Origin of the sequence: Sphingopyxis italica (assembly GCF_011926545.1) — a bacterium.
Lineage (GTDB): Bacteria > Pseudomonadota > Alphaproteobacteria > Sphingomonadales > Sphingomonadaceae > Sphingopyxis > Sphingopyxis italica.
This window is the reverse complement of record NZ_JAATIT010000005.1, coordinates 91821-115036: the sequence shown is the minus strand read 5'-3', so window position 1 is coordinate 115036 and position 23216 is coordinate 91821. Positions and strand designations below refer to the sequence as shown.

Genomic DNA, 23216 nt, shown 5'->3' with positions numbered 1-23216 from the left:
CTCAATATTGCTCCACCAGCACGTCGGTATAAAGTTCATGAAGTTCGGGTTCGGGCGCGCTTTCCGCAAAGTCGGCGGACTCGGCCACGATGGCGCGGATTTCCTTGTCGATCGCCTTGAACTTGTCTTCGCTGATGCCGGCGTCGGTCATCAGCTTTTTCAGATGTTCGATCGAATCGCTCTTGTCGCGCACCGCCTGCACTTCCTCGCGGCTGCGATATTTGGCGGGGTCGGACATCGAGTGGCCGCGGTAGCGATAGGTCTTGAGCTCCATCAACACCGGCCCCTTGCCCGCACGCACCCAGTCGAGCGCGACTTCGGCGGCGCCGCGCACCGCGAGCACATCCATGCCGTCGACCTGCATGCCGGGGATGCGGAAGCTTTCGCCGCGGCGATAGAGCTGGTCCTCGGCCGACGAGCGGTTCACCGAGGTGCCCATCGCATATTGATTATTTTCGATCACGAAAATGATCGGCAGCTTCCACAGCTCGGCCATGTTGAAGCTTTCGTAGACCTGGCCCTGGTTCGATGCCCCGTCGCCGAAATAGGCCATCGCCACGCCGCCGTCGCCGCGATATTTGTGCGCGAAGGCGAGCCCGGTGCCGAGCGACACCTGCGCGCCGACGATACCGTGGCCGCCATAGAATTTATGCTCGACGCTGAACATGTGCATCGAGCCGCCCTTGCCCTTCGAGATGCCGGCCTGGCGTCCCGTCAGTTCGGCCATGATGACCTTGGGATCGATGCCATAAGCGAGCATGTGGCCATGGTCGCGGTATCCGGTGATCACGCTGTCCTTGTCGCCGTCGAGCGCCGATTGCAGCCCGACCGCCACGGCTTCCTGACCGATATAGAGGTGACAGAAACCGCCGATCAGGCCGAGGCCGTAAAGCTGTCCCGCCTTTTCCTCGAAACGGCGGATGAGCAGCATTTCGCGGTAGAATTTCTCCAGCTCCTCGGGCGACGCGTCATAGGGGACGGGATCGCGCGGCATCTCGCGATTGGTCGCGGGGGCCGGGGTGGATGCAGTCTTTTTCGGCGCGGGGGAGGTGCGCGCAGGTGCTTTGGCCAAGACGGGTTCCTTTGCATTTAGCCGTTACGGCAAGGCTCCCTATAGGAGAGCCGCGCAGCACTTGGCAACGCCCACCATGGCAGGGGGCGGCCTCAACCTACGTATGCAGCAGAAACATGGCAAAGCCGCCGAAAAAGCGCCTCAGGGCTTCGCGTCGGGCTCCATTGGAATGATATATTCGTCGGGGTGATAGGCGCCCAGCTTCTCGCGTACATATTCCTCGGCGAGATCGGGATCGACACGGCCGCGGTCGAGCAGGTTGACGCGGTTCTGAAGCTCGTTCTGCTTCTTGGTCAGCTCGCTCAATATGACGCGCTTCTTCTCGACCGACTGACCATAATCGCCCCAGGCGTAAAGCCCGGTGGGACCGAAAATGATGTAGCCGATCATCGCCAGCACCACGATCACCGCGATCGCGGGACCGGCGGCCCGGTGCATCGATTTGCGGAATTTGTGGCGCTGCGTCATTCCGGCCCTTGAATCAGAGTTGATTCGTGGCGTCAAGGCGTCAAGCGCGGGTTTTCCGCAGCTTTGCGATCAGCCGAAAATCGCTGCGCCCGGATAACGCGCCATATCGCCCAGCTCTTCTTCGATACGGATCAGCTGGTTGTATTTCGCGAGCCGGTCCGAGCGCGCGAGGCTGCCCGTCTTGATCTGGCCGCAGTTGGTCGCGACCGCGAGGTCGGCGATCGTCGCATCCTCGGTTTCGCCCGAACGGTGCGACATCACCGCGGTGTAGCGCGCGCGGTGCGCCATATCGACGGCGTCCAATGTTTCGGACAGCGTGCCGATCTGATTGACCTTGACGAGCAGCGAGTTGGCGAGGCCGTCTTTGATCCCCTGCTCCAGACGCAGCGGGTTGGTGACGAACAGGTCGTCGCCGACGAGCTGGCACTTGTCGCCGACGAGGTCGGTGAGCGCCTTCCAGCCGGTGAAATCATCTTCGCTCATCCCATCCTCGATCGACTTGATCGGGTAATCCTTGACGAGCGCGGCGAGATATTCAGCCATCTGTTCGGGGCTCAATGAAAGCCCCTCGCCGCTGATTTCGTACTTGCCGTTCTTGAAGAATTCGGTCGCGGCGCAATCGAGCGCGAGCACGACATCGCTGCCGAGCTTGAAGCCCGCCTGGTCGACCGACGCGGCGATGAAGTCGAGCGCGGCGCGCGTCGAGGCGAGGTTCGGCGCGAAGCCGCCCTCGTCGCCGACCGCGGTCGCGAGACCCTTCGCCGACAGGCCCTTCTTCAGCGTGTGGAAAATCTCGCTGCCCCAGCGCACCGCTTCGGCGATGCTGCCGGCGCCGACGGGCATGATCATGAATTCCTGCACGTCGATCGGATTGTCGGCATGTTCGCCGCCGTTGATGATGTTCATCATCGGCACCGGCAAGGTGCGGGCGGAAACGCCGCCGACATAGCGATAGAGCGGCAAACCGCGCGCATCGGCTGCGGCCTTTGCGGCGGCGAGGCTGACGCCGAGGATCGCGTTGGCGCCGAGCCGGCTCTTGTTCGGCGTGCCGTCGAGATCGATCATCGCCATGTCGAGTTCACGCTGGTCCTCGGCGTCGAGGCCGATCAGCGCCTCGGCGATGTCGCCGTTGACCGCCGCGACCGCCTTGGTCACGCCCTTGCCGAGATAACGCGACTTGTCGCCGTCGCGCAGTTCGACCGCCTCGTGCGCGCCGGTCGAGGCGCCCGAGGGCACCGCGGCGCGGCCGAAGCTGCCGTCCTCCAGCAGCACATCGACTTCGACGGTCGGGTTGCCGCGGCTGTCGAGGATTTCGCGGCCGTGGATGTCGATGATGGCGGTCATGGCATATATCCTGCTGGCGCCCCGAACGGAGCGGGGAGAGAAAGGCGCCCGCCTGTTATCGACGCCTTTCCCCTAGTGCAACTGCTGCATAGGAATTTTGCGCGGCTATGGAACCATTGGCTGCGCCTTGCTATATATCAAGGCAGGACCAAAGGGGACGTTCGCCAAGGCGGCGCCCGATAAAAGAAGAAGAGGACAACGCCGATGGCCAAAGCCGCTACTCCCGCGACGAAGAAAGTCGCCGCTCCCCGTCCCAAGGCGCCCGCGAAGGCCGCCGCGACCAAGACCGCGCCCGCGCGCAAGCCCGTGGCAGCGAAGGCGGCCAAGGATCATCCGATCCGCGACCAGATCGCCGCGACCCGCGACACGATCAAATCCGAAGCTTCGAAAAAGGCCGCTTCGCTGAAACAGGACGCAACGACGCTGAAGAATCAGGCCTCGACCAAGGCGCGTGACGCCGCGACCAAGGGCAAGGACAAGGCCGCCGAAGCGGTCGGCAGCCTCGCCAAGCTTCTCGAGGACAGCGCTGGCACCGTCGACAGCAAGTTCGGCAAGCAATATGGCGATTACGCCCGCTCGGCCGCATCAACCGTCGCCGGCCTCGCGACGACGCTCGACAAGAAGGATCTCGACGAGCTCGCCGCTTCGACCCGCGACATGGTCAAGAAGAACCCCGCCATTGCGGTGGGTGCCGCCACGGTGATCGGCTTCGTGCTGGCACGGATGCTCAAGGGCAGCTCCAACGATTGACCGGACCTTGGCCTCTGCAGAACCAAATGGCCCGCCGGCGCCCGACGCGCGCAGCTTTGACGGAGTAAGCCACGGCTATGCGCCCGACGGGCGTCCGCTAACCCCGCCCCCCGTTCCGCTCGAACAGATCGTCGGCGACGTCGTCGACAATCTGTCGGCGACGGCCAAGGCGGAACTTGCGCTGCTCGAAGCGCGTAGCGAACTCGCGCTGCACGGCGCGACCTGGACCGCGGCGTGGGGCACGGTCGCGGCCTCGGCGCTGGGTATCGCGATGCTCGCGCTGGCCTTTGGCGCGATCCTGGCGCTCGCGCCGCATGTCGGACCGTTCGTCGCGACCCTGATCGTCGTGGCGGTGCTACTCGTCGTGGCGGGCTTCGCCGGCTGGCGCGCGCAGCGCAGCTATGGCGACATTCGCACCGCGCTCCGCAGCGACCTGACCAGAGAAGGGATCGATGATGCCGCGGATGCGTAATCGCCTGATCGCGGCGGCGCGCCGCTCGATGCTCCAGCGCGGCGAACTCCACCGGCGGCTCGACGTCGCCAAGGCGGCGTTCAAGCCGTCGGCGCTCGTCGATCGCGGCAAATACCGGATCGGCGAGAAGGTCGACGACACCGCGCATTTGGTGCAGCAGCAATTTCGTGACAATCGCTGGCCGATCGCGATCGCCGCGGCGGCGGGCGCCCTATGGCTGCTGCGCGAACCGATCAAGGAGCATGCGCCCAAACTGACGCGCAAGATTCAGGATTTGGCGGCCGAGGTCGCCGATCATTTTCGTAGCCCCGACGAAGCGGCCGACGAGGATGAAATTGACACTCTGGAGGAAGATAATCATGAAGCCGTTCGGTGAAACCGCCCGCGAAACGCGTGCCAAAGCGAGTGAACTTGCGGAGAAAACCGCCGAAAACGCGCGCCTGACCGCCGAGGCGGCAAAGGCGCGTATTCAGGACGGTTACGGCCGCGCCCGCGCCGCGACCGAGGATTTCGCCGCCAAGGCGAGCGAGCAGGCCGGCGTCGCCCGCGAAGCCGCGGGCGAGGCGTATGAAAAGGGCAAGGTGCAGGCGAAGCGTGCGAACGGCAAGCTCAAGAAAGCCGCCGAGAAGCAGCCGCTGACGTTGGTCGCGGGGGCCGTCGCGATCGGCGCGCTGCTCGGCTCGCTGCTGCCCAAGGGTGTCCGCAAAGACGAGGAATGAGCCGCACTTGCCGTTAGGGCGAAGCACTGGTAGGGGCCGCGGCTTCTCCCCTCCCCCGCGCTAACCCGCAAGGAAAGCTAGCCATGAGCAAATTGCATCTCGTGTTCGGTGGACGCGTCAGCGATCCGCAGGGCCTCGACTTCGTCGACCTCGCCAACCTCGACGTTGTCGGCCTCTATCCCGATTATAAATCGGCCGAAAAGGCATGGCGCAGCGCCGCGCAGCGCACCGTCGACGACGCCGAAATGAAATATGTCGTCGTCCACCTGCACAAATTGCTGCAGCCCGACGCGGAGGCCTGAAAGATCCTCGCCCCAGCGAAAGCTGGGGCCGCTATCGTCGAGGCACATCGCCTGCGATCCCAGCTTTCGTTGGGATGACGTGATTACCGGAAATTGTCGGCGTAGGCCTGAATCTTCAAACGCCGCTCGGGGGTCGGCGTGACCTCGACCTCGATCCCGTTCTTCTCGGCATAGGCGACCGCCTCTTCGCGGCTCGCGAAGCCGAGGCGCAGCTGGCGCTGCGTGTCGCCGCTGCCCGCCCAGCCCATCAGCGGATCGGCCTTGCGCGCTTCGGCAGGCGCGAATTCGAGCATCCAGCGCCCGGTCCCCGCGCGTCCCGACTGCATCGCATTCTTGGGCTTCTGGAAAATACGCGCTTTCATCGGGGTCGTCCTGTGTAACCGGGGCCTGTGGCGCCGCCTTAGCGCCAAGCGGCGCGCACGAAAAGAGGCCTATTGCGCATCGCGCCGCGCCTGCGCCGCTTTCGTCATCAGCGTCGGGCGCGCGTTTGCCGGATCGTCGGGCCAGCTATGCTTGGGGTAGCGCCCGCGCATCTCGCGCGCGACATCGTGCCAGCTTCCGTTCCAGAAGGAGACGAGGTCGCGCGTCGTCTGGATCGGCCGGTGCGCCGGCGAGGTCAGCGCGAGTATCAGCGGCACCGGCGGATCGCCGATCGTCGGATGGCGCGCGAGGCCGAACAGCTCCTGCACGCGCAGACTGACCGTCGGCCCACCGTCAGCGCCATAGTCGATCGGATGCCGGCTGCCGACGGGCGTCGTATAATCCGCTGGCGCATGTTTCTCGAGCAATTGACGCGCCGGCCAGTCAAGCGTCGCCATCAGCGCATCGGTCAGCTTTCGGTCGCCAATGTCGCGGAGGCCGCGGCAGCCCGCGAGCAACGGCTCGAGCCAGAGTTCGAGGCTGTCGGCGAGCGCGCCCGTCGAAAGCGCATCGATCCCGGCGTAGGAGGCGCGCTGCCGCAGCGCCTGCGAGCCCGGTCCCCAGCCGATCAGCCCCAGCCCCTTGCCGCGCACCGCGGCCATGCGCACCGCGACATCGTCCCCGGCATTTTCGCTGCGCGCCGCCTGCCCGCTCGTCAGCGCGATCGCGCCGAGCCGCCGTTCGCGGCGATGGTCGACGCGGTCGTTCGCGGCATCGTAGCTGCTTGCCGAATGCGCCACCACAGAATCCACGAACAGCGCCTCGACCTCGGCCTGGTCGATCGGCGCGGCGGCGAGGATGCGTACGCCCGCCGCATGACCCTGCGCGTCGGCGATCGCGAGCCATTCGCTGCCGGCGAGCGGGTCGACCGGATCGATGCGATAGGCGCGGCCGCCGACGCTCAGATATTCGCCGCGCTGGCCCGCGCGTTGCCTTGCGACCCGATCGGGCCAGGCGGTCGCGATCCAGCCGCCGATCGAGCGCGGCTGAGTGTCATCGGTCTCCGCCGCCAGCTTCTCGCCGATGGTTGCGAGCCGGCGCGCGAGGCGCCATGCGCCTTCGCTGCGTTCATTACGTTGCCCGCGCCAGCGCCCGAGCCGCGCCTCGACATCAACCCCGCGCCCGCCGAGCCCGGGCTCGGTGAGCAGCACCGCAAGGCGCCCCGCCATTTCAGCTTCTCCCGCCCGCGCCGCATCGAGCAGCATATGCGCGAGCGGCACCGGCAGCGGGATGGCGGCGAGCGCCTTGCCGTGCGGCGTGATGCGGCCATCGTCGGTCAGCGCGCCGATCGCCTGTAATCGCGTCTTCGCTTCCGAAATCGCCGCTGGCGACGGCGGATCGAGCCAGCCCAATTGGCGCGGATCGACGATGCCCCAGCTCGCGCAATCGAGCACGACGGGCATCAGGTCGTTCTCGTGAATCTCGGGCGGGTCGAAGGGCGGCATGCCCGCGGTCGCCGCGGCCTCCCATAATCGGTAAGCAAAGCCCGGCCCCTGCCTTGCCGCACGGCCCGCGCGCTGTGTCGCCGACGCCTGGCTCGCGCGTTCGGTGACGAGCCGCGCGATCCCCGCCGCCTTGTCGAAGCGCGGGCGCCGCGACAGGCCGGCGTCGATCACGATGCGGACCCCGTCGATCGTCAGACTGGTTTCGGCGATGCTCGTCGCGAGGATCAGCTTGCGCCGCCCGTCGGCGTCGCGGACGAGCGCCTTGCGCTGGAGCGCCGGGTCGATCTGGCCGTGCAGGCGGTGGACGGCGAGCGGCAGGCGCGCCTCTTCGACCGCCGCCGCGGCGCGTTCGATGTCGGCGGCGCCGGGCAGGAAGGCGAGCATGTCGCCCTCGACTTCGTCGCCAATGGCTTGCCGAACCGCCCCCAGCACCGACGCCTCGAGCCGGTCCTCGGCGCGGCGGCCGATATGACGCAGCTCGAGCGGCCAGATCTTGCCCTCACTCTTTACCACCGGCGCGTCGCCCAGCAGCGCACCGAAGCGCGCGCCGTCGAGCGTCGCCGACATCGCGACGAGGCGGAGGTCGTCGCGTAGCCCCTGCTGCGCGTCGAGCGCGAGCGCGAGCGCGAAATCGCCGTCGAGGCTGCGCTCGTGGACTTCGTCGAACAGCACCGCCGACACACCCGCGAGTTCGGGATCGGCGAGGATGCGGTTGCGGAACAGGCCCGGCGTCATCACGAGCAGCCGCGTCGCTGCCGACTGTTTGCTATCGAGCCGCGTCGCATAGCCGACGCGCCCGCCGACCGCCTCGCCCATTTCCTCGGCGATCCGCTCGGCCGCGCCGCGCGCGGCGAGCCGGCGCGGCGAAAGCAACCACACCTTGCCCCTGCACCACGGTTGATCGAGCAGCGCGGGCGCGACGCGCGTGGTCTTGCCCGCCCCCGGCGGCGCAACGACGACGGCATTGGGCTTCAGCAGCAGCGCCGCCATGATGTCGGGCAGCACGGCGTCGATGGGGAGCGGCTGGGTCAATCGGATCGCTCCTGTCCCCGAACGCTCAATAAGCGCGCGAAACCGCGAAGGCGACCGCTTCGGTCAGCGCCGACTTGGCCTGGCTGGCGCGGAAGCCGCCGATCGCGTCGACCGCGCGCTGGCCGTAGTGGCGCGCGCGCGCCAGCGTATCGGCGATCGTCTCGTGCTTGTGAAGCAGCGAGGTAGCGTAGGCGAGATCCTCGTCCGATGTGCGGTGGCCGGTGATCGCCTGCTTCCAGAATTCGCGCTCCTCTGCCGACCCGCGCGCATAAGCGAGGATGACGGGCAAGGTGACCTTTCCGTCGCGGAAATCGTCGCCGACGCCCTTGCCCATCGTTTCCGCGTCCGAGACATAGTCGATCGCGTCGTCGACGAGTTGGAAGGCGATGCCGAGGTTGCGGCCATAGGCGTCGAGCGAGGCTTCGGTCGCCTCATCGCGCTCGGCGACCACCGCGGCGATCTTGCACGCCGCGGCGAACAACTCGGCGGTCTTGGCGTTGATGATCGCGAGATACTGGTCCTCGCTCGTCTCGATCCGCCGCTGCGCCGAGAGCTGGTTGACCTCGCCCTCCGCGATCACCGCCGAGGCGCGCGACAGAATCTTGAGCACTTTCAGCGAACCGTCCTCGACCATCACCTCGAAGGCGCGGCTGAACAGGAAATCGCCGACGAGCACCGAGGCGCTGTTGCCCCAGATCATGTTCGCGGTCTTGCGGCCGCGGCGCAGGTCCGACTTGTCGACGACATCGTCGTGGAGCAAGGTCGCGGTGTGGATGAATTCGACCGCCGCCGCCAATTTGCAGTGACGGTGACCCGGATAGTCGAGCAGCTTGCCGCACGCCAATGTCAGCATCGGCCGCATCCGCTTGCCACCGCCCGCGATCAGATGCCCCGCAAGCTCGGGAATCAGGGGCACTTCGGACTGCATCCGGTCGAGAATGACCGAATTTACCTCGTTCATATCCGCGGCGACGAGCGCCATCATGGGATCGAGCGAAGGCGGACTCTGCCCATGCAGCTGATGGATTTCGGCAGTCATAACGCGGCGACCCTTGGCCGCGCGGTCGCGATTTTGCAACGACTTTCGGCTTGCCAGCCGCCCCCCGCCGGTGCCAAGCGTGCCGGACATAAGAGGAGCCGCCTACCCATGGACGACCAGCTGAGCCGTTACCGCCAGAGCATCGACAATATCGACGCGGCGCTCGTCTATATGCTCGCCGAACGGTTCAAAGTGACCAAAGCGGTCGGCGAACTCAAGGCGCGCGAAGGCCTGCCCCCCGCCGACCCCGGCCGCGAGGAGCGCCAGATCGAGCGGCTGCGCGCGCTGGCGCGCGACGCTGATCTAGACCCCGATTTCACCGAAAAATTCCTGCGTTTCATCATCGACGAAGTGATCCGCCACCACCAGCAGGCGAAGCGGGAGCAAGGCGCATGACCCCGGACCATCCCATCTTCGCGCGCTGGCCCGCCGAGCATCCGGGCCGCATCCAGCTTTTTTCCGCGCCGACTCCGAACGGCGTGAAGGCCGGGATCATGCTCGAGGAAACCGGCCTTCCCTATGAGCCGCACCGTATCGATATTATGGCGAACGAGAGCCATGACCCGGCCTTCCTCGCGCTCAATCCCAATGGCAAGATCCCGGCGATCTACGACCCCGCGGGACCGGGCGGCAAACCGCTCGCGCTGTTCGAATCGGGCGCGATCCTTATCTATCTCGCCGACAAGAGCGGGCAGTTTCTATCGGCCGATCCGGCCGCGCGTTACGAGACGATCCAGTGGGTGATGTGGCAGATGGGCGGCGTCGGGCCGATGTTCGGCCAGCTCGGCTTCTTCCACAAATTCGCCGGCCGCGAATATGAGGACAAGCGCCCGCGCGATCGCTACGCGGCCGAATCCGCGCGGCTGCTCGGCGTGCTCGACGGGCGGCTGGCAAACCGCCACTGGGTGATGGGCGATGATTACAGCATCGCCGACATCTCGCTGCTCGGCTGGGTGCGCAATTTGACCGGATTTTACGACGCCGCCGAGATCGTCGGGTTCGAGCGGTTCGCGCACGTCCAACGCTGGCTGGATGCGGGACTGGCACGTCCGGGTGTGCAGCGCGGGCTGGAGGTGACGGCGACTTAAAAGGAAGCGGCGGTTTTCGACCGATTGCGGCCGAAGCGTAATTGCTCTCTCCCCTTCAGGGGAGAGATACGAAGGCTTGCCGGTTTTACCGGCTAGCCGAAGTTGAGAGGGGCATGAGCCGCTTCGACCCCCTCTCCCAACCCTCTCCCCTGAAGGGGAGAGGGCTATGGCAGCTCCCCACCCCAAAGCGGATGCTATCCCGCCGGCAGGCGCAGCCGCACGAGCAGCCCACCCAGATCCTCGCTCTCTTCCAGCGTGATATCCCCGCCGTAAATCTCCGCGACGTCGCGCACGATCGCCAAACCGAGGCCGGTCCCCGGCTTGCCGCTGTCGAGCCGCACGCCGCGATCGACCACGCGGTCGCGGTCGGCCGGCAAGATGCCGGCGCCGTCGTCCTCGATCAATATCTCGGCCATATCGCCTTCGCGACCGACCGTCACGAAGACGCTCCCGCCGCCATATTTCGCGGCGTTTTCGAGCAGATTGCCGATGAGTTCGTCGAGATCCTGCCGCTCGACGCGCACGATGACGCTCTTGTCGCCCGCCGCATCGAGCCGCACCTCGGGGTAAAGCGCAGCGACCGCGCGCGACACGCTGCCGACGCTGTCCCACACGGTCGCGCGCGCCTGCGCGGCGCCGCGGCGCCCGACCGCGCGGGCGCGGGCGAGATGATGATCGACCTGCCGCTGCATCGTCGCCGCCTCGCGCCGCACCGTTTCGGCCAGCTCGGTTTCCGAGCTGGTCGCGCTGTTGACGAGCACGGTGAGCGGCGTTTTCAGCGCATGGGCGAGGTTGCCGGCGTGAAGCCGCGCTTCCTCGGCCTGTTTCTCATTATGCGCGAGCAGCGCGTTGAGCTCGTCGACCATCGGCTGCACCTCGAGCGGCAGCGGCGCACTGACGCGGCGGCTCTGCCCGCCGCGCATCGCCGCGATCGCGCGCCGGATATGGCGCAGTGGCCACAGGCCGTAAAAGGTCTGGAGCGCCGCGAGGATGATGAGGCCGAGCCCGAGCAGCGCAAGGCTGGGGATCAGCGTCTGCCGCACCGCGCTGACCTGTGCGTCGAGCGCCTCGCGCGATTGCGCGATCTGGTATCGCCAATTGGTCGCGCTGCCCGGCAGGATGACGTTGCGTTCGAGCACGCGCAATTCCTCGTCGGGGAACTGGATGCTGTCATAGGTGTGGATCTGGTTGTCGACATGCGGTGTCGGCGCCGTCAAGCTGCGCTCCCACAGCGAGCGCGAGCGGTACGGCTCCTGCCCGCCCCCGCTGATCTGCCAATAGAGGCCGCTATAGGGTTCGAGGAAACGCTGGTCGCCGAGCGGCTCGATCAGCCGCACCTCGCCATCGGGGCCGATTTCCGACGAGCGGATCATTGCGATCAGCACATATTCGAGGCCCGAATCGAAATTGCGCGTGATCGCGGTCTTCAGCACCTGGTCGAGCGCGAAGCCGCCACCGATCAGCAACACCGAAATCCACAAGGCCGCAATCGCGATCATGCGCCGCGCCAGCGAACCGGTCATGCGGCCCGACAAGGCTATGGGCTTGATTGCCGCATCGGGATCGGATTCGACCGCCGGGGCGACGTCAGCCTTCGACATCGCTTATTGCGGATCGTCGAGTTGGTAGCCGAGCCCGCGGATCGTCGTGATAATGTCGGCACCGAGCTTCTTGCGGATGCGCGTGACGAACACCTCGATCGTGTTCGAATCGCGGTCGAAATCCTGATCGTAGATATGCTCGATCAGCTCGGTGCGCGACACGACCTTGCCCTTGTGATGGAGCAGATAGGACAGCAACTTATATTCCTGCGCGGTCAGCTTCACGGGCTCGCCGGCGAGCGTGACGCGGCCCGAGCGCGTATCGAGGCGGACGTCGCCCGCGATCAGCTCGCTCGACGCATTGCCCGAGGCGCGGCGGATCAGCGCGCGCAGCCGAGCGATCAGTTCCTCGGTCTGGAAGGGCTTTGCCAGATAATCGTCGGCGCCGGCATCGAGCCCCGCGACCTTGTCCGACCAGCTGTCGCGCGCGGTCAGGACGAGCACCGGAAAATTGCGCTTTTCGCGCCGCCAGCGGTCGAGCACGGTCAGCCCGTCGATTTCGGGGAGACCGAGATCGAGGATCGCCGCGTCATAGGTTTCGGTCGAGCCCAGGAAATGCCCGTCCTCGCCGTCGGTCGCGAGATCGACGGCATAGCCCGCCCCCTCCAGCGTCGCTTTGAGCTGCGGGCCCAGCGTGGGTTCGTCCTCGACAATCAAAATCCGCATTCAGGCGCCTTTCCTTTGCGAAACCGAACAAGGGCGGCCGCATGTTTCGACTGTGTATCAAGTCCGAACGTCCATCGCAAAATCTCGTTGCGACGAAACGGGCGGCCTTTGGAATTATCAGGGTTTGCGGCCGACGATCCGGCCCGTGCGGGCATCGACATAGACGACGACGACCTGGCTGCCGTCCATGAATTTAAGCTTGTAGAGCATCCGTCCTGCATCGAACTGCGGCCCGCCGAGATAGGTCATGTCGTTATAAGGCGCGCGCGAGCGGATGTCGGCGACCAGCTTGCCCAGCGGGACCACCTGTCCCTGCGCCGCCGCTTCGCGCAGATTGTCCTGGTCGCGATTGCGGTCGCCGCGCGCGACCGCGGGCGCCCCTGCCGACAGGAGCAGCGCGGAGATCAGCGAAAGGGTCAAAATGCGGGTCATGGCCGTTTCTCTAACGCGAAAGCATTGAATAGGCGATGAATGGGCGGGTCAGCCGCGGTTTGGGTTCCACCATGGCCCAACGGGGGGTCATGGTGGGCGCGACAGGGATTGAACCTGTGACCCCACCCGTGTGAAGGGTGTGCTCTACCGCTGAGCTACGCGCCCGTTCCGGTACGGGCCAAAGCCCGGCGTCCGAAAGCCGAACGTCCATAGCCGCTGGCGCGGTGAATGCAACGCCCATTTGCCCGATTTCACGCCAAACTTCGCTGGCAATGCAAATCGGGCCGCAGCTTGCGCCACGGCCCGAGATGTTTTTACCAAAAGGCGCGGCCGGGCTTAGTTGACGGCATCCTTGAGGGCCTTGCCGGCCTTGAACTTCGGCTGGTTCGACGCCGCGATGGTCATCGTTTCGCCGGTGCGCGGGTTGCGACCGGTCGATGCCTTGCGCTTGCTGACCGCGAAGGTGCCGAAGCCGACGAGACGGACTTCGCCGCCCTTCTTCAGCGAGCCGGTGATCGCGTCGAAGACGGCTTCCACGGCCTTGCTGGCATCACCCTTGGTCAGGCCGCTCGAATCGGCGACGGCGGCGATCAGGTCTTGTTTGTTCATGCCTAAGGAACCCCTGCATTATGGTTGAATGATTCTCATGGCCCGAAGCCATGGCGCGTCACTAACGATGTTTGCCCCCGTCTTGTCAAAGCAAAAAAGGGCGAAAAACGTTCCAAAACGTCGATTTTGCGACGAATTTGGGGTGAAACGCCGTCAAGCGGCGACGCGTCAGTGCCGAATCGTCGTTTCGGGGTCGCTTCCGGGCGGAACCGGCGGCGACGCGGCAAGCTCGTCGGCCTCGGTCCACTCGATCGGAACCACCGGCGACACCAGCGCCTCCGCCAGCACCTGATCGACGTGGCTGACCGGGATGATCTTGAGCTCGCTCGTGATATTCGCTGGGATTTCAACGAGGTCTTTTTCATTCTCCTCGGGAATCAGCACTGTCTTGATGCCGCCGCGAAGCGCCGCGAGCAGCTTTTCCTTCAAGCCCCCGATCGCGAGGACGCGGCCACGCAGCGTGACTTCGCCAGTCATCGCGACATCGCGGCGCACCGCGATCCCGGTCAGCGTCGAGATCATCGCGGTGACCATGCCGACGCCGGCCGACGGGCCGTCCTTCGGCACCGCGCCCTCGGGCAAGTGGATATGGATGTCCTTGCGCGCGAACAGGCTGGGCTTGATGCCGTAAGCCGGCGCGCGCGCCTTTACGAAGGACAGCGCCGCCTGCACCGATTCGGTCATCACTTCGCCGAGCTTGCCGGTGGTGCGAACCTGGCCCTTGCCCGATGCCGTCACCGCTTCGATCGTCAGCAATTCGCCGCCGACCTCGGTCCATGCCAGCCCGGTGACGGCGCCGACCTGGTCCTCCAGGTCGCCCATCCCGTGGCGGAATTTGCGCACGCCCGCGAATTCGGAAAGATTGTCGGGCGTCACCGTGACGCTTTCCGCCTTGCCCTCAAGAATGCGGCGCAGCGCCTTGCGCGCCAGACGCGCAATCTCGCGCTCGAGCGTACGGACGCCGGCTTCGCGGGTGTAATAGCGGATAAGGTCGCGCAGCCCCTCTTCGGTCAGCTCGAATTCGCCGGTTTTCAGCCCGTGCGCCTCGACCTGCTTCGCGATCAGGTGGAGCTTGGCGATCTCGACCTTCTCGTCCTCGGTATAGCCTTCGAGCCGGATGATCTCCATGCGGTCGAGCAGCGCCTGCGGCAGGTTGAGCGAGTTCGCGGTGGTGACGAACATGATGTCGCTAAGGTCAACGTCGATTTCCAGATAATGGTCCTGGAACTTCGCATTCTGTTCGGGATCGAGCACTTCGAGCAGCGCCGACGCCGGATCGCCGCGGAAATCCTGGCCGAGCTTGTCGATCTCGTCCAGCAGGAACAGCGGGTTCATCGCGCCGGCCTTTTTCAGGTTCGTCACGATCTTGCCCGGCAGCGAGCCGATGTAAGTACGGCGGTGACCGCGGATTTCGGCTTCGTCGCGTACGCCGCCCAGCGACTGGCGCACGAATTCGCGCCCCGTCGCCTTCGCGATCGAACGGCCGAGCGAGGTCTTCCCGACGCCCGGAGGGCCGACGAGGCACAGGATCGGCCCCTTCAGCTTGTTGGTGCGCGCCTGCACCGCAAGATATTCGACGATCCGGTCCTTGACCTTTTCGAGCGCATAATGGTCGTCGTCGAGGACGGCTTGCGCCTTGGCGATATCTTTCTTGAGCTTCGACTTCTTGCCCCAAGGCAGGCCGATCAGCGTGTCGAGATAGTTGCGGACGACGGTCGCCTCGGCCGACATCGGCGCCATCGCGCGCAGCTTCTTGAGTTCCGCCTGCGCCTTCGCCTTGGCTTCCTTCGACATTTTGAGGCTGTCGATCTTGAGCTGCAGCTCGGCCAGGTCGTCGCCGCCCTCGCCATTGTCATTGCCCAGCTCGCGCTGGATCGCCTTCAACTGTTCGTTGAGATAATATTCGCGCTGGCTCTTTTCCATCTGGCGCTTCACGCGGCCGCGGATCTTCTTTTCGACCTGCAGCACGCCAAGCTCGCCTTCCATGAAGGCGAAGACCATTTCGAGCCGCTTCGACGGCGCATCCTCGACGAGCAGCGCCTGCTTGTCGGAAACCTTGATGTTGAGATTGCCCGCAACCGAATCGGCGAGGCGCGAGGCGTCCTCGATCTGCGACAGCTGCACCGCGGTTTCGGCGGGCATCTTCTTGTTGAGCTTGGCGTAATTTTCGAACTGATCGACGACCGAGCGCATCAGCGCGGCGGTATCGACGCTGTCGTCGATGGTATCGCCGATCGACTTGACGCTGGCCATCACGGCCTTGTCTTCGGTCGTGAGCGCTAGCAGCTTCGCACGCTCCTTGCCTTCGACGAGCACGCGGACGGTGCCGTCGGGCAGCTTCAGAAGCTGGAGCACGGTGGCGATCACGCCGACGTCGTAGAGATCGTCGCGCTGCGGATCGTCCTCGCCCGGATCGAGTTGCGCGACGAGGAATATCTCCTTGTCGCTTTCCATCGCGGCTTCGAGCGCGGCGACCGAGCGGTCGCGGCCGACGAACAAGGGCACGATCATGTGCGGAAAAACGACGATGTCACGCAGCGGAAGAAGAGGATAGGATTGCGTCATTACGGCTCCTGGACGGGCCCCGCGACCGGGCGCACCGCCCTTCTTATAGGTGGTTCGTCGCTAATATGGCGTAACTTCGCACGCATTCAATGTCGCTGCGCTGAACAGCGCGATCTTAACCGGGGTTGGAGCCGGCTCAAAAAGGCAGTTTGAAGCCCGGGGGGAGCGGCAGACCGCTCGTCATCTTGCCCATTTCCTCGTTGCTCGCCGCATCGGCCTTTTCGCGCGCGTCGTTGAACGCGGCGGCGAGCAGGTCTTCGAGCATCTGCTTGTCAGACGGAACGATCAGGCTGTCGTCGATGCTGATCGACTTGATCCGGCCCTTGGCGCTCGCCAAAATCCTCACGAGCCCGCCACCCGAGACACCTTCGACCTCGACGCTGTCGAGCTTCGCTTGCGCCTCCTGCATCTGCGCCTGCACGGTGGCGGCGGCTTCCTGCGCCGCCTTCATCATTTCTTCGATCGATTTCATGGGTTCGACCTATGGCGATTGTCGTCGTCCTCGACAAGTCTCGCGTCGGGAAAAGCGGCCAAGGCGGCCTTCACGACGGGCAGTTCGCGAATCCGCGCGCCATTGTCGGCGAGCTTCGCAGCCTTCATCTGCCCCAGGCTCGGGCGCGCATCGCCTTCGCCCACGCGAACCTGCCAGCGGCTTCCCGTCTCCTTGAGCAGCGCCTCACCCACCCGCCGCGCGAAATCGCCGTCGAGCGCGGGCGCCGCCGCATGGACGATCAGGCCGGGTTCGAGCTGGAGAAGCTGGAGATGATCATAGACTTGCAACGCAAGCTGATGATTACCCGCGCTTTCGAGAAGCTGATGGATCTGCGCGATGGTCAGCGCGGACGCCGGGGTTTCGGCTGCGGGCGCATCGACGGGAAGCGCGGCGACGGTATCGCCCTGTGCCGCCGGTGCGGCGGGCGCCACCATCGGCGTCGCCGGGACACCGCCCTTTTCGAGCAGCTTCGCGAGTTCGCCCGGATCGGGCATCGAGGCGGCGTAAATCACGCGCAGCAGCAGCATCTCGAGATGCTCGAGCGGATTGTTCGCGCGAAGCACCTCGTCATGCCCCTTGAGCAGCAACTGCCACAGCCGATTGAGCGGCGCGAAACCGAGCTTCTGCGCCCAGTCGCCGATGCGTTCGCGGTCGGCCGCGGCGAGCGCGGGGTCATCGTGGCGCGACACTTTCGCCAGCGTGATCGCGTGGGTCAGGTCCATCAGCCCGCGCACCATCGCGACGGGCTCGATGCCGAGCGCATATTGCGCGCGGGCGAGATCGATCGCCCCGCCCGCGTCGCCGTCCAATATCGTCGCCATCAATTGGCCGATCGCCGAACGGTCGGACAGGCCGAGCATGACGCGCACCTGATCCGCGCCGATCTTGCCGCCGCCATCAAGGTCGGCGTGGGCGATCGCCTGATCGAGGATCGACAGCCCGTCGCGCACCGACCCCTCGGCGGCATTGGCGATCAGCCAGATCGCGGGTGCCTCGGCCTCCACGCCTTCCTTTTGCAGGATCGCGCTGAAATGCGCGAACAGCATGTCGGGGGTGATCCGGCGCAAGTCGAAGCGCTGGCAGCGCGACAGCACCGTCACCGGCACCTTGTTGACTTCGGTCGTTGCGAACAGGAATTTGACGTGCGGCGGCGGCTCTTCCAGCGTTTTCAGAAGCGCATTGAAGGCGTTACGCGATAACATGTGCACTTCGTCGATGATGTAGATCTTGTAACGCGCCGACACCGCGGCGTAGCGCACCGCCTCGATAATCTCGCGCACATCGTCGACGCCGGTGTTCGACGCGGCGTCCATTTCAATGACGTCGATATGCCGCCCTTCGGTGATCGCGCGGCACGGTTCGCACACCCCGCACGGATCGATCGTCGGCCCGCCCTGCCCGTCGGGGCCGATGCAGTTCAGCGCCTTGGCGATCAGGCGCGCGGTCGACGTCTTGCCGACCCCGCGCACCCCCGTCATCAGAAAGGCATGCGCCAGCCGGTCGCGCGCGATCGCATTGCCGAGCGTGCGCACCATCGCATCCTGCCCGATCAGCTCGGCGAAGGTCTGCGGACGATATTTGCGGGCAAGAACGCGGTACGGGCCTGAAGACGCCTGCGGCGCCGTCTCGGGCAGGTCCATTCCCAGCAGCGGGGTTTCGTCGTCGGCGGAATCGTCCATGGCCCCGTCTTAGGGGCGCGCCGCGGTCTTGTCGAAGGGGGAAATGGGTGGAAGCCGGAACGACCCGCGGCGAATTCGTTGCGGCTGCTTCCTTCCGGACCTGACCGGGTTGGCGAAGACCACGTCCGCCCGACTTCCGCGGCGCATATGGCCGCGGACGAGGCGAAATGCAAGCTCTGGCCTTACCATCCATATCGTCATCCCGGCGACGGCCGGGATCTCGACCTTGCGCCCTGACGAAACGGCGAGATCCCGGCCTTCGCCGGGATGACGGAAATGGGCTAACGCGGCCCCTGCATGTTGCGGCTTTCGGCGGGTATGTGCACCGTCAGGCCGTCCAATTCGGCGGTCAGCACGATCTGGCACGAAAGCCGGCTCGTTCGCCGCACCCCGGCGGCGAGGTCGAGCATATCCTCTTCCATCTCGCTCGCCGGTGGCAGGCGGTCGAAATCCTCCTTCGCGATGATGACGTGGCAGGTCGAGCAGGCCATCTGCCCCTCGCACGTGCCTTCGAGCGGCATCAGGTGCGCCTGCGCCACGTCGAGCAGGATCGAACCGGGCTCGGCTTCGGCCTCGGTTCGCCCTTTGCCGTCGGCGTGGATGAAAGTGACGCGCATCAGTTCACCCCCTGCAGGCGCGCGGCATCCTTGATGGCGGTCAAGCCCTCGCGCAACTCGGCCTCGGTCGTGTAGCGCCCCCAGCCGAGCCGGATCGAGGCGCGCGCATCGGCCTCGCTGACGCCCATCGCGCGCAGCACATGGCTGACCTTGCCCGACCCGCTGCCGCATGCGCTGCCGAGCGAGAAGGCGACGTTGCGTGCATCGGACATCAGGCGGAGGCCGTTCACGCCCTCGCGCCGGACGTTGAGGTTGCCATGGTAGCGGCGGTTCGCATCGCCGTTGATCGTCCATTCGGGGAGCATGTCGCGCGCGAGCGGCCAGAGCCGCTCGACATGCTCGGCATCGGCATCGAAACGCTCGGCGGCGAGCGCGGCGGCGGCGCCGAAGCCGGCGCACAGGGCGGGCGAGACAGTGCCGGAGCGCATCCCATGTTCCTGCGCCCCGCCGAACATCAGCGGCGGCAGATCGACGCCGTCCTTGATCCACAGCGCGCCGATACCCTTCGGCCCGTGGATCTTGTGCGCCGAAATCGCGATCAGGTCGGGGCCGTCGGGGATTGTGACGCGGCCATAGCCCTGCACCGCGTCGCAGAGCAGCAGGCTGTTCTTCGCGTGCGCGGCGGCGGCGAATTCGGCGATCGGCTGGATCGTGCCGACCTCGTTGTTGACCAGCATCGTCGCGACGATGCCGCCCTCGGGGATCAACGCCTCGTCGGGCGGCAGCGCCAGCCCCGCGCCATCGACCGGAAGGATATTCGCATTCAGTCGTTCGAGGCATTGCAGCGACGCGGCATGTTCGATGCTGAGCCCCGCGACGCCGCCCGGCATGATCTCCGCGCCGCGCAGCAGCGCCCAGTTGAGCGCTTCGGTCGCGCCCGAGGTGAAGAAGGTGCGCCCGCCCTTTGGTAGCAGCGCCGCGACCTGGTCGCGCGCGACCTCGACCGCCGCGGCGGCGGCGCGGCCGCCCTTGTGCGTACTCGACGGGTTGGCGAAACCGTCGCCCTCCCCGGCCCCTTCAAGCCAGCGCAGCACCGCCTCGCGCGCCTCGGGAGCGAGCGGCGTCGTGGCTTGGTAATCGAGGTAAATCATCCCGGGAGAAAGTCCTTATTGCGAGCGATTCGCAAAAGTTGCAAGTTGCGACCCTTTTTCTATATAGGCGCCAACTTCGCTCCGCCACCCCGCCCTTCGGCGAATCGGTGGCAAGCCTCAAAACATAAAGGTGCGCCCATGCCCGACGTCATTTTCCCCGGTCCCGAGGGCCGCATCGAAGGCCGCTTCTCGCCCCCGCCGCGCCCGCGCGCACCGGTCGCGCTGATCCTGCATCCGCATCCGCAGGGCGGCGGCACGATGAACGACCGCATCACGCAGGCGATGTACAAGAGCTTCGTCGCGCGCGGTTTTGCCGTGCTGCGCTTCAACTTTCGCGGCGTGGGCCGCAGCCAGGGCACCTTCGACAATGGCATCGGCGAACTGAGTGACGCCGCCTCGGCGCTCGACTGGGTGCAGTCGATCCATCCCGAGGCGCAGACGACGTGGATCGCCGGCTTCAGCTTCGGCGCGTGGATCGGCATGCAGCTGTTGATGCGCCGCCCCGAAATCCGCGGCTTCCTGTCGGTCGCGCCGCCGGCGAACATGTACGACTTCAGCTTCCTCGCGCCCTGTCCCTCGTCGGGCATCATCGTCGCGGGCGGGCAGGACGAGATCGTGCCGCCGGGCGCGGTGCAGAAGCTGGTTGACAAGCTGCGCACGCAAAAGGGCATCACGATCCATCACGACGAGATTCCGCGCGCCAATCACTTCTTCGAACATGAGCTCGACCAGTTGATGAAGTCGCTCGACAATTATCTGGATATGCGGCTCGCCCCCGATTCGCCGATCCGCTGAGTTTGGCAGCCTCGTCATTGCGAGGAGCCGAAGGCGACGCGGCAATCCAGGGGCGGCGTAAAACCGCTCTGGATTGCTTCGCTTCGCTCGCAATGACGATAAGGCTATTTCACCGGCACCAGCCACACCGCGACATTGGCGAACATCACCAGCGCGGCAATCAGCATCAGCAGCGCGCGGCGGCGGTCGCCCTTGCGAAAGACGAAGATCGCGCCGCCGGTGAGCAGCACGCCGGTCAGCATCAGGATGGACATGATCGTGTCGGACATGGGGCGGCTTTATCGACGCCGTCACAAATTTGCCACCTCGCTTATGGCCAATCCGCGCGGCTTCGCCTAAAGGGCGCTCATCGATTCCCTTGACCCCCGCGGGAGCCGCATCATGCGCATTGCCATCGCCTCCGACCACGCCGCTTACGAGCTCAAGGCCGCGCTTGCCGACTGGCTTCGCGAAGCCGGCCACGAAGTCGAGGATCTCGGCACCAACGGCCCCGACAGCGTCGATTATCCCGATTTCGGCTACGCCCTTGGCCAAGCCATCGCCGACGGCCGCGCGACACGCGGCGTTGCGCTCTGCGGATCAGGCATCGGCATTTCTATTTCGGTCAACCGCAACCCCGCCGCGCGCTGCGCGCTGGTCGGCGAACCACTGTCGGCAAAGCTGTCGCGCGAGCATAATGACGCGAACGTGATCGCGATGGGCGCGCGCCTGACCGGCATCGACATGGCGAAAGCGTGCCTCGACGCTTTCCTGACCACCGAATTCGCCGGCGACCGCCACGCGCGCCGCGTCGACAAGCTTTCGAATCCGCCGCAACTGGAGACCAGCCGATGACCACAGAAACCCTCGACAAGCCCATCAAATCGGCCGGCTATTTCACCGACGGCGTCGGCATGGTCGACCCCGCGGTTGCGGCGGCGATGAAGCATGAGCTCGAACGCGAGCAATATCAGATCGAGCTGATCGCGTCGGAGAATATCGTTTCGAAAGCGGTGCTCGAAGCGCAGGGATCGGTCTTCACCAACAAATATGCCGAGGGCTATCCCGGCCGCCGTTACTATCAGGGCTGTGCGCCGTCGGACGAGGTCGAAACCCTCGCGATCGACCGCGCGAAGCAGCTGTTCGCCGCGGGCTTCGTCAATGTCCAGCCGCACTCGGGCGCGCAGGCGAACGGCGCCGTGATGCTCGCGCTGACCAAGCCCGGCGCGACGATCATGGGCATGAGCCTCGACGCCGGCGGTCACCTGACCCACGGCGCCCCGCCCGCGATGTCGGGCAAATGGTATAATGCCGTGCAATATGGCGTGCGCCCCGACGACCATCTCGTCGATTTCGACCAGGTCGAGGCGCTGGCGAAGGAGCATCGCCCCTCGCTGATCATCGCGGGCGGATCGGCCTATCCGCGCACGCTCGACTTCGCGCGCTTCCGCGCCATCGCCGACGATGTCGGCGCGCTGCTGATGGTCGATATGGCGCATTTCGCCGGCCTCGTCGCCGGCGGCGCGCATCCCTCGCCGATGGAGCATGCGCATGTCGTCACCACGACGACGCACAAGACGCTGCGCGGCCCGCGCGGCGGCATGATCCTGACCAATGACGAAGCGATCGCGAAGCGGATCAATTCGGCGGTCTTCCCCGGGCTGCAGGGCGGCCCGCTGATGCACGTCATCGCGGCGAAGGCCGTGGCGTTCGGCGAGGCGCTGCGCCCCGATTTCAAGGATTATGCCAAGGCGACGATCGCCAATGCGCAGGCGCTCGCGAACCGGCTGAAGGCGCGCGGCGCCGACGTCGTCGCGGGCGGCACCGACACGCACCTCGCGCTCATCGACCTGCGTCCGCTCGGCATCACCGGCCGCGACGCCGACGAGGCGCTCGAGCGCAGCGCGATCACCTGCAACAAGAATGGCGTCCCCTTCGACCCGCTGCCGCCGGTCAAGACCAGCGGTATTCGCGTCGGGTCGCCCGCGGGCACGACGCGCGGCTTCGGCATCGCCGAGTTCGAGGAAATCGGCGATATGGTCGCCGACGTGCTCGAAGCCTTGCGCGACAAGGGCGAACATGGCGACGCCGACGTCGAGGCGAATGTCCGGGGCCGCGTCCGCGCTTTGTGCGAACGCTTCCCCATTTACGGAGCGTAAATTGAGCGAAGTCGAAATCGCAACGAACGGCTGCACTGGATGCGGGAATCCATTGTTCGCGGATGCGAAATTCTGCAGCGAGTGCGGGCAAAGCGTCAACGTGGTCGAACCAGAAACAGTAAAAAGCGCCGTTTCGACTTTCGCGCAGGGAACGGCGGTTGAAGCGAAAGTGCTGGCGTTGGACACCATTAAAAATAAGGATGTACAAAAAGTTGTCGCGGGCGCGGCCCTAGGAGCTGTCATTGCTCCAGCCATTCCGTTCGTTACGATATCTATGGGCGCTGTTTTAGGCGGCGGTTATGTATTGTACAAACGGTTGACCCGCTGAACAGCCAGCGATTTGGAAGAAATCACCGGTCCCGAAAAAAAGGAATCGGAA

Annotated in this window: 27 protein-coding genes, 1 tRNA gene and 1 other RNA gene; 11 read left to right on the top strand and 18 right to left on the bottom strand. The window is 65.6% G+C overall.

The features are described 5' to 3' along the window. Position 1 precedes the first annotated feature (1 nt). The 3 genes from pdhA to eno form a co-directional block, all read right to left on the bottom strand. Positions 2-1072, bottom strand: a complete 1071-nt coding sequence (gene pdhA / locus GGR90_RS17595) for a pyruvate dehydrogenase (acetyl-transferring) E1 component subunit alpha (RefSeq protein ID WP_167922704.1) — start codon at positions 1070-1072, stop codon at positions 2-4. Between the two features lie 141 nt (positions 1073-1213). Next, positions 1214-1540, bottom strand: coding sequence for an FtsB family cell division protein (locus GGR90_RS17590; protein WP_167922703.1), 327 nt, complete (start codon positions 1538-1540; stop codon positions 1214-1216). Between the two features lie 69 nt (positions 1541-1609). Continuing rightward, complete coding sequence (gene eno / locus GGR90_RS17585) at positions 1610-2884, bottom strand: phosphopyruvate hydratase (RefSeq protein WP_167922702.1); 1275 nt, start codon at positions 2882-2884, stop codon at positions 1610-1612. 204 nt (positions 2885-3088) lie between these two features. Here eno and GGR90_RS17580 point away from each other — a divergent pair, with 204 nt between their 5' ends. The 5 genes from GGR90_RS17580 (at position 3089) to GGR90_RS17560 (ending at position 5127) form a co-directional block, all read left to right on the top strand. Further along, a complete protein-coding gene (locus GGR90_RS17580) occupies positions 3089-3634 on the top strand; it encodes a hypothetical protein (RefSeq protein WP_167922701.1) in 546 nt (181 codons plus the stop codon). Positions 3635-3641: 7 nt separating this feature from the next. Beyond that, positions 3642-4106 (top strand): phage holin family protein, encoded by a 465-nt coding sequence (locus tag GGR90_RS17575; RefSeq protein ID WP_167922700.1) that lies wholly within the window; start codon positions 3642-3644, stop codon positions 4104-4106. Further along, a complete protein-coding gene (locus GGR90_RS17570; protein WP_167922699.1) occupies positions 4090-4482 on the top strand; it encodes a hypothetical protein in 393 nt (130 codons plus the stop codon). The genes GGR90_RS17575 and GGR90_RS17570 overlap by 17 nt, the downstream gene beginning before the upstream one ends. Then, the gene (locus GGR90_RS17565) at positions 4466-4825 is read left to right on the top strand and encodes a hypothetical protein (RefSeq protein WP_167922698.1); all 360 of its coding nucleotides are present in this window, start codon (positions 4466-4468) and stop codon (positions 4823-4825) included. The genes GGR90_RS17570 and GGR90_RS17565 overlap by 17 nt, the downstream gene beginning before the upstream one ends. Positions 4826-4908: 83 nt before the next feature. Then, positions 4909-5127 (top strand): DUF4170 domain-containing protein, encoded by a 219-nt coding sequence (locus GGR90_RS17560; RefSeq protein WP_167922697.1) that lies wholly within the window; start codon positions 4909-4911, stop codon positions 5125-5127. Positions 5128-5210: 83 nt separating this feature from the next. Here the strand turns inward: GGR90_RS17560 and GGR90_RS17555 are convergent, their stop codons facing one another. From GGR90_RS17555 to GGR90_RS17545, 3 genes are all read right to left on the bottom strand, one after another. Further along, positions 5211-5489, bottom strand: coding sequence for an ETC complex I subunit (locus GGR90_RS17555; protein WP_167922696.1), 279 nt, complete (start codon positions 5487-5489; stop codon positions 5211-5213). 69 nt (positions 5490-5558) lie between these two features. Further along, entirely contained in the window at positions 5559-8024 is a 2466-nt protein-coding gene (hrpB, locus tag GGR90_RS17550; RefSeq protein ID WP_167922695.1) for an ATP-dependent helicase HrpB, read from the bottom strand. Positions 8025-8049: 25 nt separating this feature from the next. Next, positions 8050-9063 (bottom strand): polyprenyl synthetase family protein, encoded by a 1014-nt coding sequence (locus tag GGR90_RS17545; RefSeq protein ID WP_167922694.1) that lies wholly within the window; start codon positions 9061-9063, stop codon positions 8050-8052. A 108-nt stretch (positions 9064-9171) separates the two neighbouring features. Here GGR90_RS17545 and GGR90_RS17540 point away from each other — a divergent pair, with 108 nt between their 5' ends. Together GGR90_RS17540 and GGR90_RS17535 are read left to right on the top strand one after the other, a co-directional pair. After that, positions 9172-9459, top strand: a complete 288-nt coding sequence (locus GGR90_RS17540) for a chorismate mutase (RefSeq protein ID WP_167922693.1) — start codon at positions 9172-9174, stop codon at positions 9457-9459. Then, entirely contained in the window at positions 9456-10151 is a 696-nt protein-coding gene (locus GGR90_RS17535; RefSeq protein ID WP_167922692.1) for a glutathione S-transferase N-terminal domain-containing protein, read from the top strand. The genes GGR90_RS17540 and GGR90_RS17535 overlap by 4 nt, the downstream gene beginning before the upstream one ends. A gap of 194 nt (positions 10152-10345) precedes the next feature. On the opposite strand, the gene GGR90_RS17530 is transcribed toward GGR90_RS17535, so the two are convergent. From GGR90_RS17530 to GGR90_RS17480, 11 genes are all read right to left on the bottom strand, one after another. Next, the gene (locus GGR90_RS17530; RefSeq protein ID WP_167922734.1) at positions 10346-11650 is read right to left on the bottom strand and encodes an ATP-binding protein; all 1305 of its coding nucleotides are present in this window, start codon (positions 11648-11650) and stop codon (positions 10346-10348) included. A gap of 105 nt (positions 11651-11755) precedes the next feature. Next, positions 11756-12418, bottom strand: a complete 663-nt coding sequence (locus GGR90_RS17525; protein ID WP_037557905.1) for a response regulator transcription factor — start codon at positions 12416-12418, stop codon at positions 11756-11758. Positions 12419-12535: 117 nt separating this feature from the next. Then, positions 12536-12850, bottom strand: a complete 315-nt coding sequence (locus GGR90_RS17520; protein ID WP_167922691.1) for a hypothetical protein — start codon at positions 12848-12850, stop codon at positions 12536-12538. A 90-nt stretch (positions 12851-12940) separates the two neighbouring features. After that, a tRNA-Val gene (locus GGR90_RS17515) sits at positions 12941-13015 on the bottom strand. A 171-nt stretch (positions 13016-13186) separates the two neighbouring features. After that, the gene (locus GGR90_RS17510; protein ID WP_037510426.1) at positions 13187-13459 is read right to left on the bottom strand and encodes an HU family DNA-binding protein; all 273 of its coding nucleotides are present in this window, start codon (positions 13457-13459) and stop codon (positions 13187-13189) included. A gap of 168 nt (positions 13460-13627) precedes the next feature. Further along, positions 13628-16024: an endopeptidase La gene (lon, locus tag GGR90_RS17505; protein ID WP_167922690.1), complete on the bottom strand. Its 2397-nt coding sequence runs from the start codon at positions 16022-16024 to the stop codon at positions 13628-13630. A gap of 136 nt (positions 16025-16160) precedes the next feature. After that, positions 16161-16496: a YbaB/EbfC family nucleoid-associated protein gene (locus GGR90_RS17500; protein WP_167922689.1), complete on the bottom strand. Its 336-nt coding sequence runs from the start codon at positions 16494-16496 to the stop codon at positions 16161-16163. Further along, a complete protein-coding gene (locus GGR90_RS17495) occupies positions 16493-18196 on the bottom strand; it encodes a DNA polymerase III subunit gamma/tau (protein WP_167922688.1) in 1704 nt (567 codons plus the stop codon). The genes GGR90_RS17500 and GGR90_RS17495 overlap by 4 nt, the downstream gene beginning before the upstream one ends. A gap of 43 nt (positions 18197-18239) precedes the next feature. Then, positions 18240-18337, bottom strand: an RNA gene (ffs, locus tag GGR90_RS17490) — signal recognition particle sRNA small type. Between the two features lie 140 nt (positions 18338-18477). Next, a complete protein-coding gene (locus GGR90_RS17485) occupies positions 18478-18816 on the bottom strand; it encodes a 2Fe-2S iron-sulfur cluster-binding protein (protein WP_167922733.1) in 339 nt (112 codons plus the stop codon). Next, positions 18813-19904 (bottom strand): cysteine desulfurase family protein, encoded by a 1092-nt coding sequence (locus GGR90_RS17480; RefSeq protein ID WP_167922687.1) that lies wholly within the window; start codon positions 19902-19904, stop codon positions 18813-18815. The genes GGR90_RS17485 and GGR90_RS17480 overlap by 4 nt, the downstream gene beginning before the upstream one ends. 138 nt (positions 19905-20042) lie before the next feature. Here GGR90_RS17480 and GGR90_RS17475 point away from each other — a divergent pair, with 138 nt between their 5' ends. Next, positions 20043-20699, top strand: a complete 657-nt coding sequence (locus GGR90_RS17475) for an alpha/beta hydrolase (RefSeq protein WP_054588059.1) — start codon at positions 20043-20045, stop codon at positions 20697-20699. 104 nt (positions 20700-20803) lie between these two features. On the opposite strand, the gene GGR90_RS17470 is transcribed toward GGR90_RS17475, so the two are convergent. Further along, positions 20804-20968, bottom strand: a complete 165-nt coding sequence (locus GGR90_RS17470; protein ID WP_167922686.1) for a hypothetical protein — start codon at positions 20966-20968, stop codon at positions 20804-20806. Positions 20969-21080: 112 nt separating this feature from the next. Here GGR90_RS17470 and rpiB point away from each other — a divergent pair, with 112 nt between their 5' ends. The 3 genes from rpiB to GGR90_RS17455 are packed head-to-tail and all read left to right on the top strand — an operon-like array spanning position 21081 to position 23165. Then, positions 21081-21533, top strand: a complete 453-nt coding sequence (rpiB, locus tag GGR90_RS17465; protein ID WP_167922685.1) for a ribose 5-phosphate isomerase B — start codon at positions 21081-21083, stop codon at positions 21531-21533. Further along, positions 21530-22837: a serine hydroxymethyltransferase gene (glyA, locus tag GGR90_RS17460; protein WP_167922684.1), complete on the top strand. Its 1308-nt coding sequence runs from the start codon at positions 21530-21532 to the stop codon at positions 22835-22837. Before rpiB ends, glyA begins: the two co-directional genes overlap by 4 nt. A 1-nt stretch (position 22838) precedes the next feature. Continuing rightward, complete coding sequence (locus tag GGR90_RS17455) at positions 22839-23165, top strand: zinc ribbon domain-containing protein (protein WP_167922683.1); 327 nt, start codon at positions 22839-22841, stop codon at positions 23163-23165. The last annotated feature ends 51 nt before the right edge of the window (positions 23166-23216 follow it).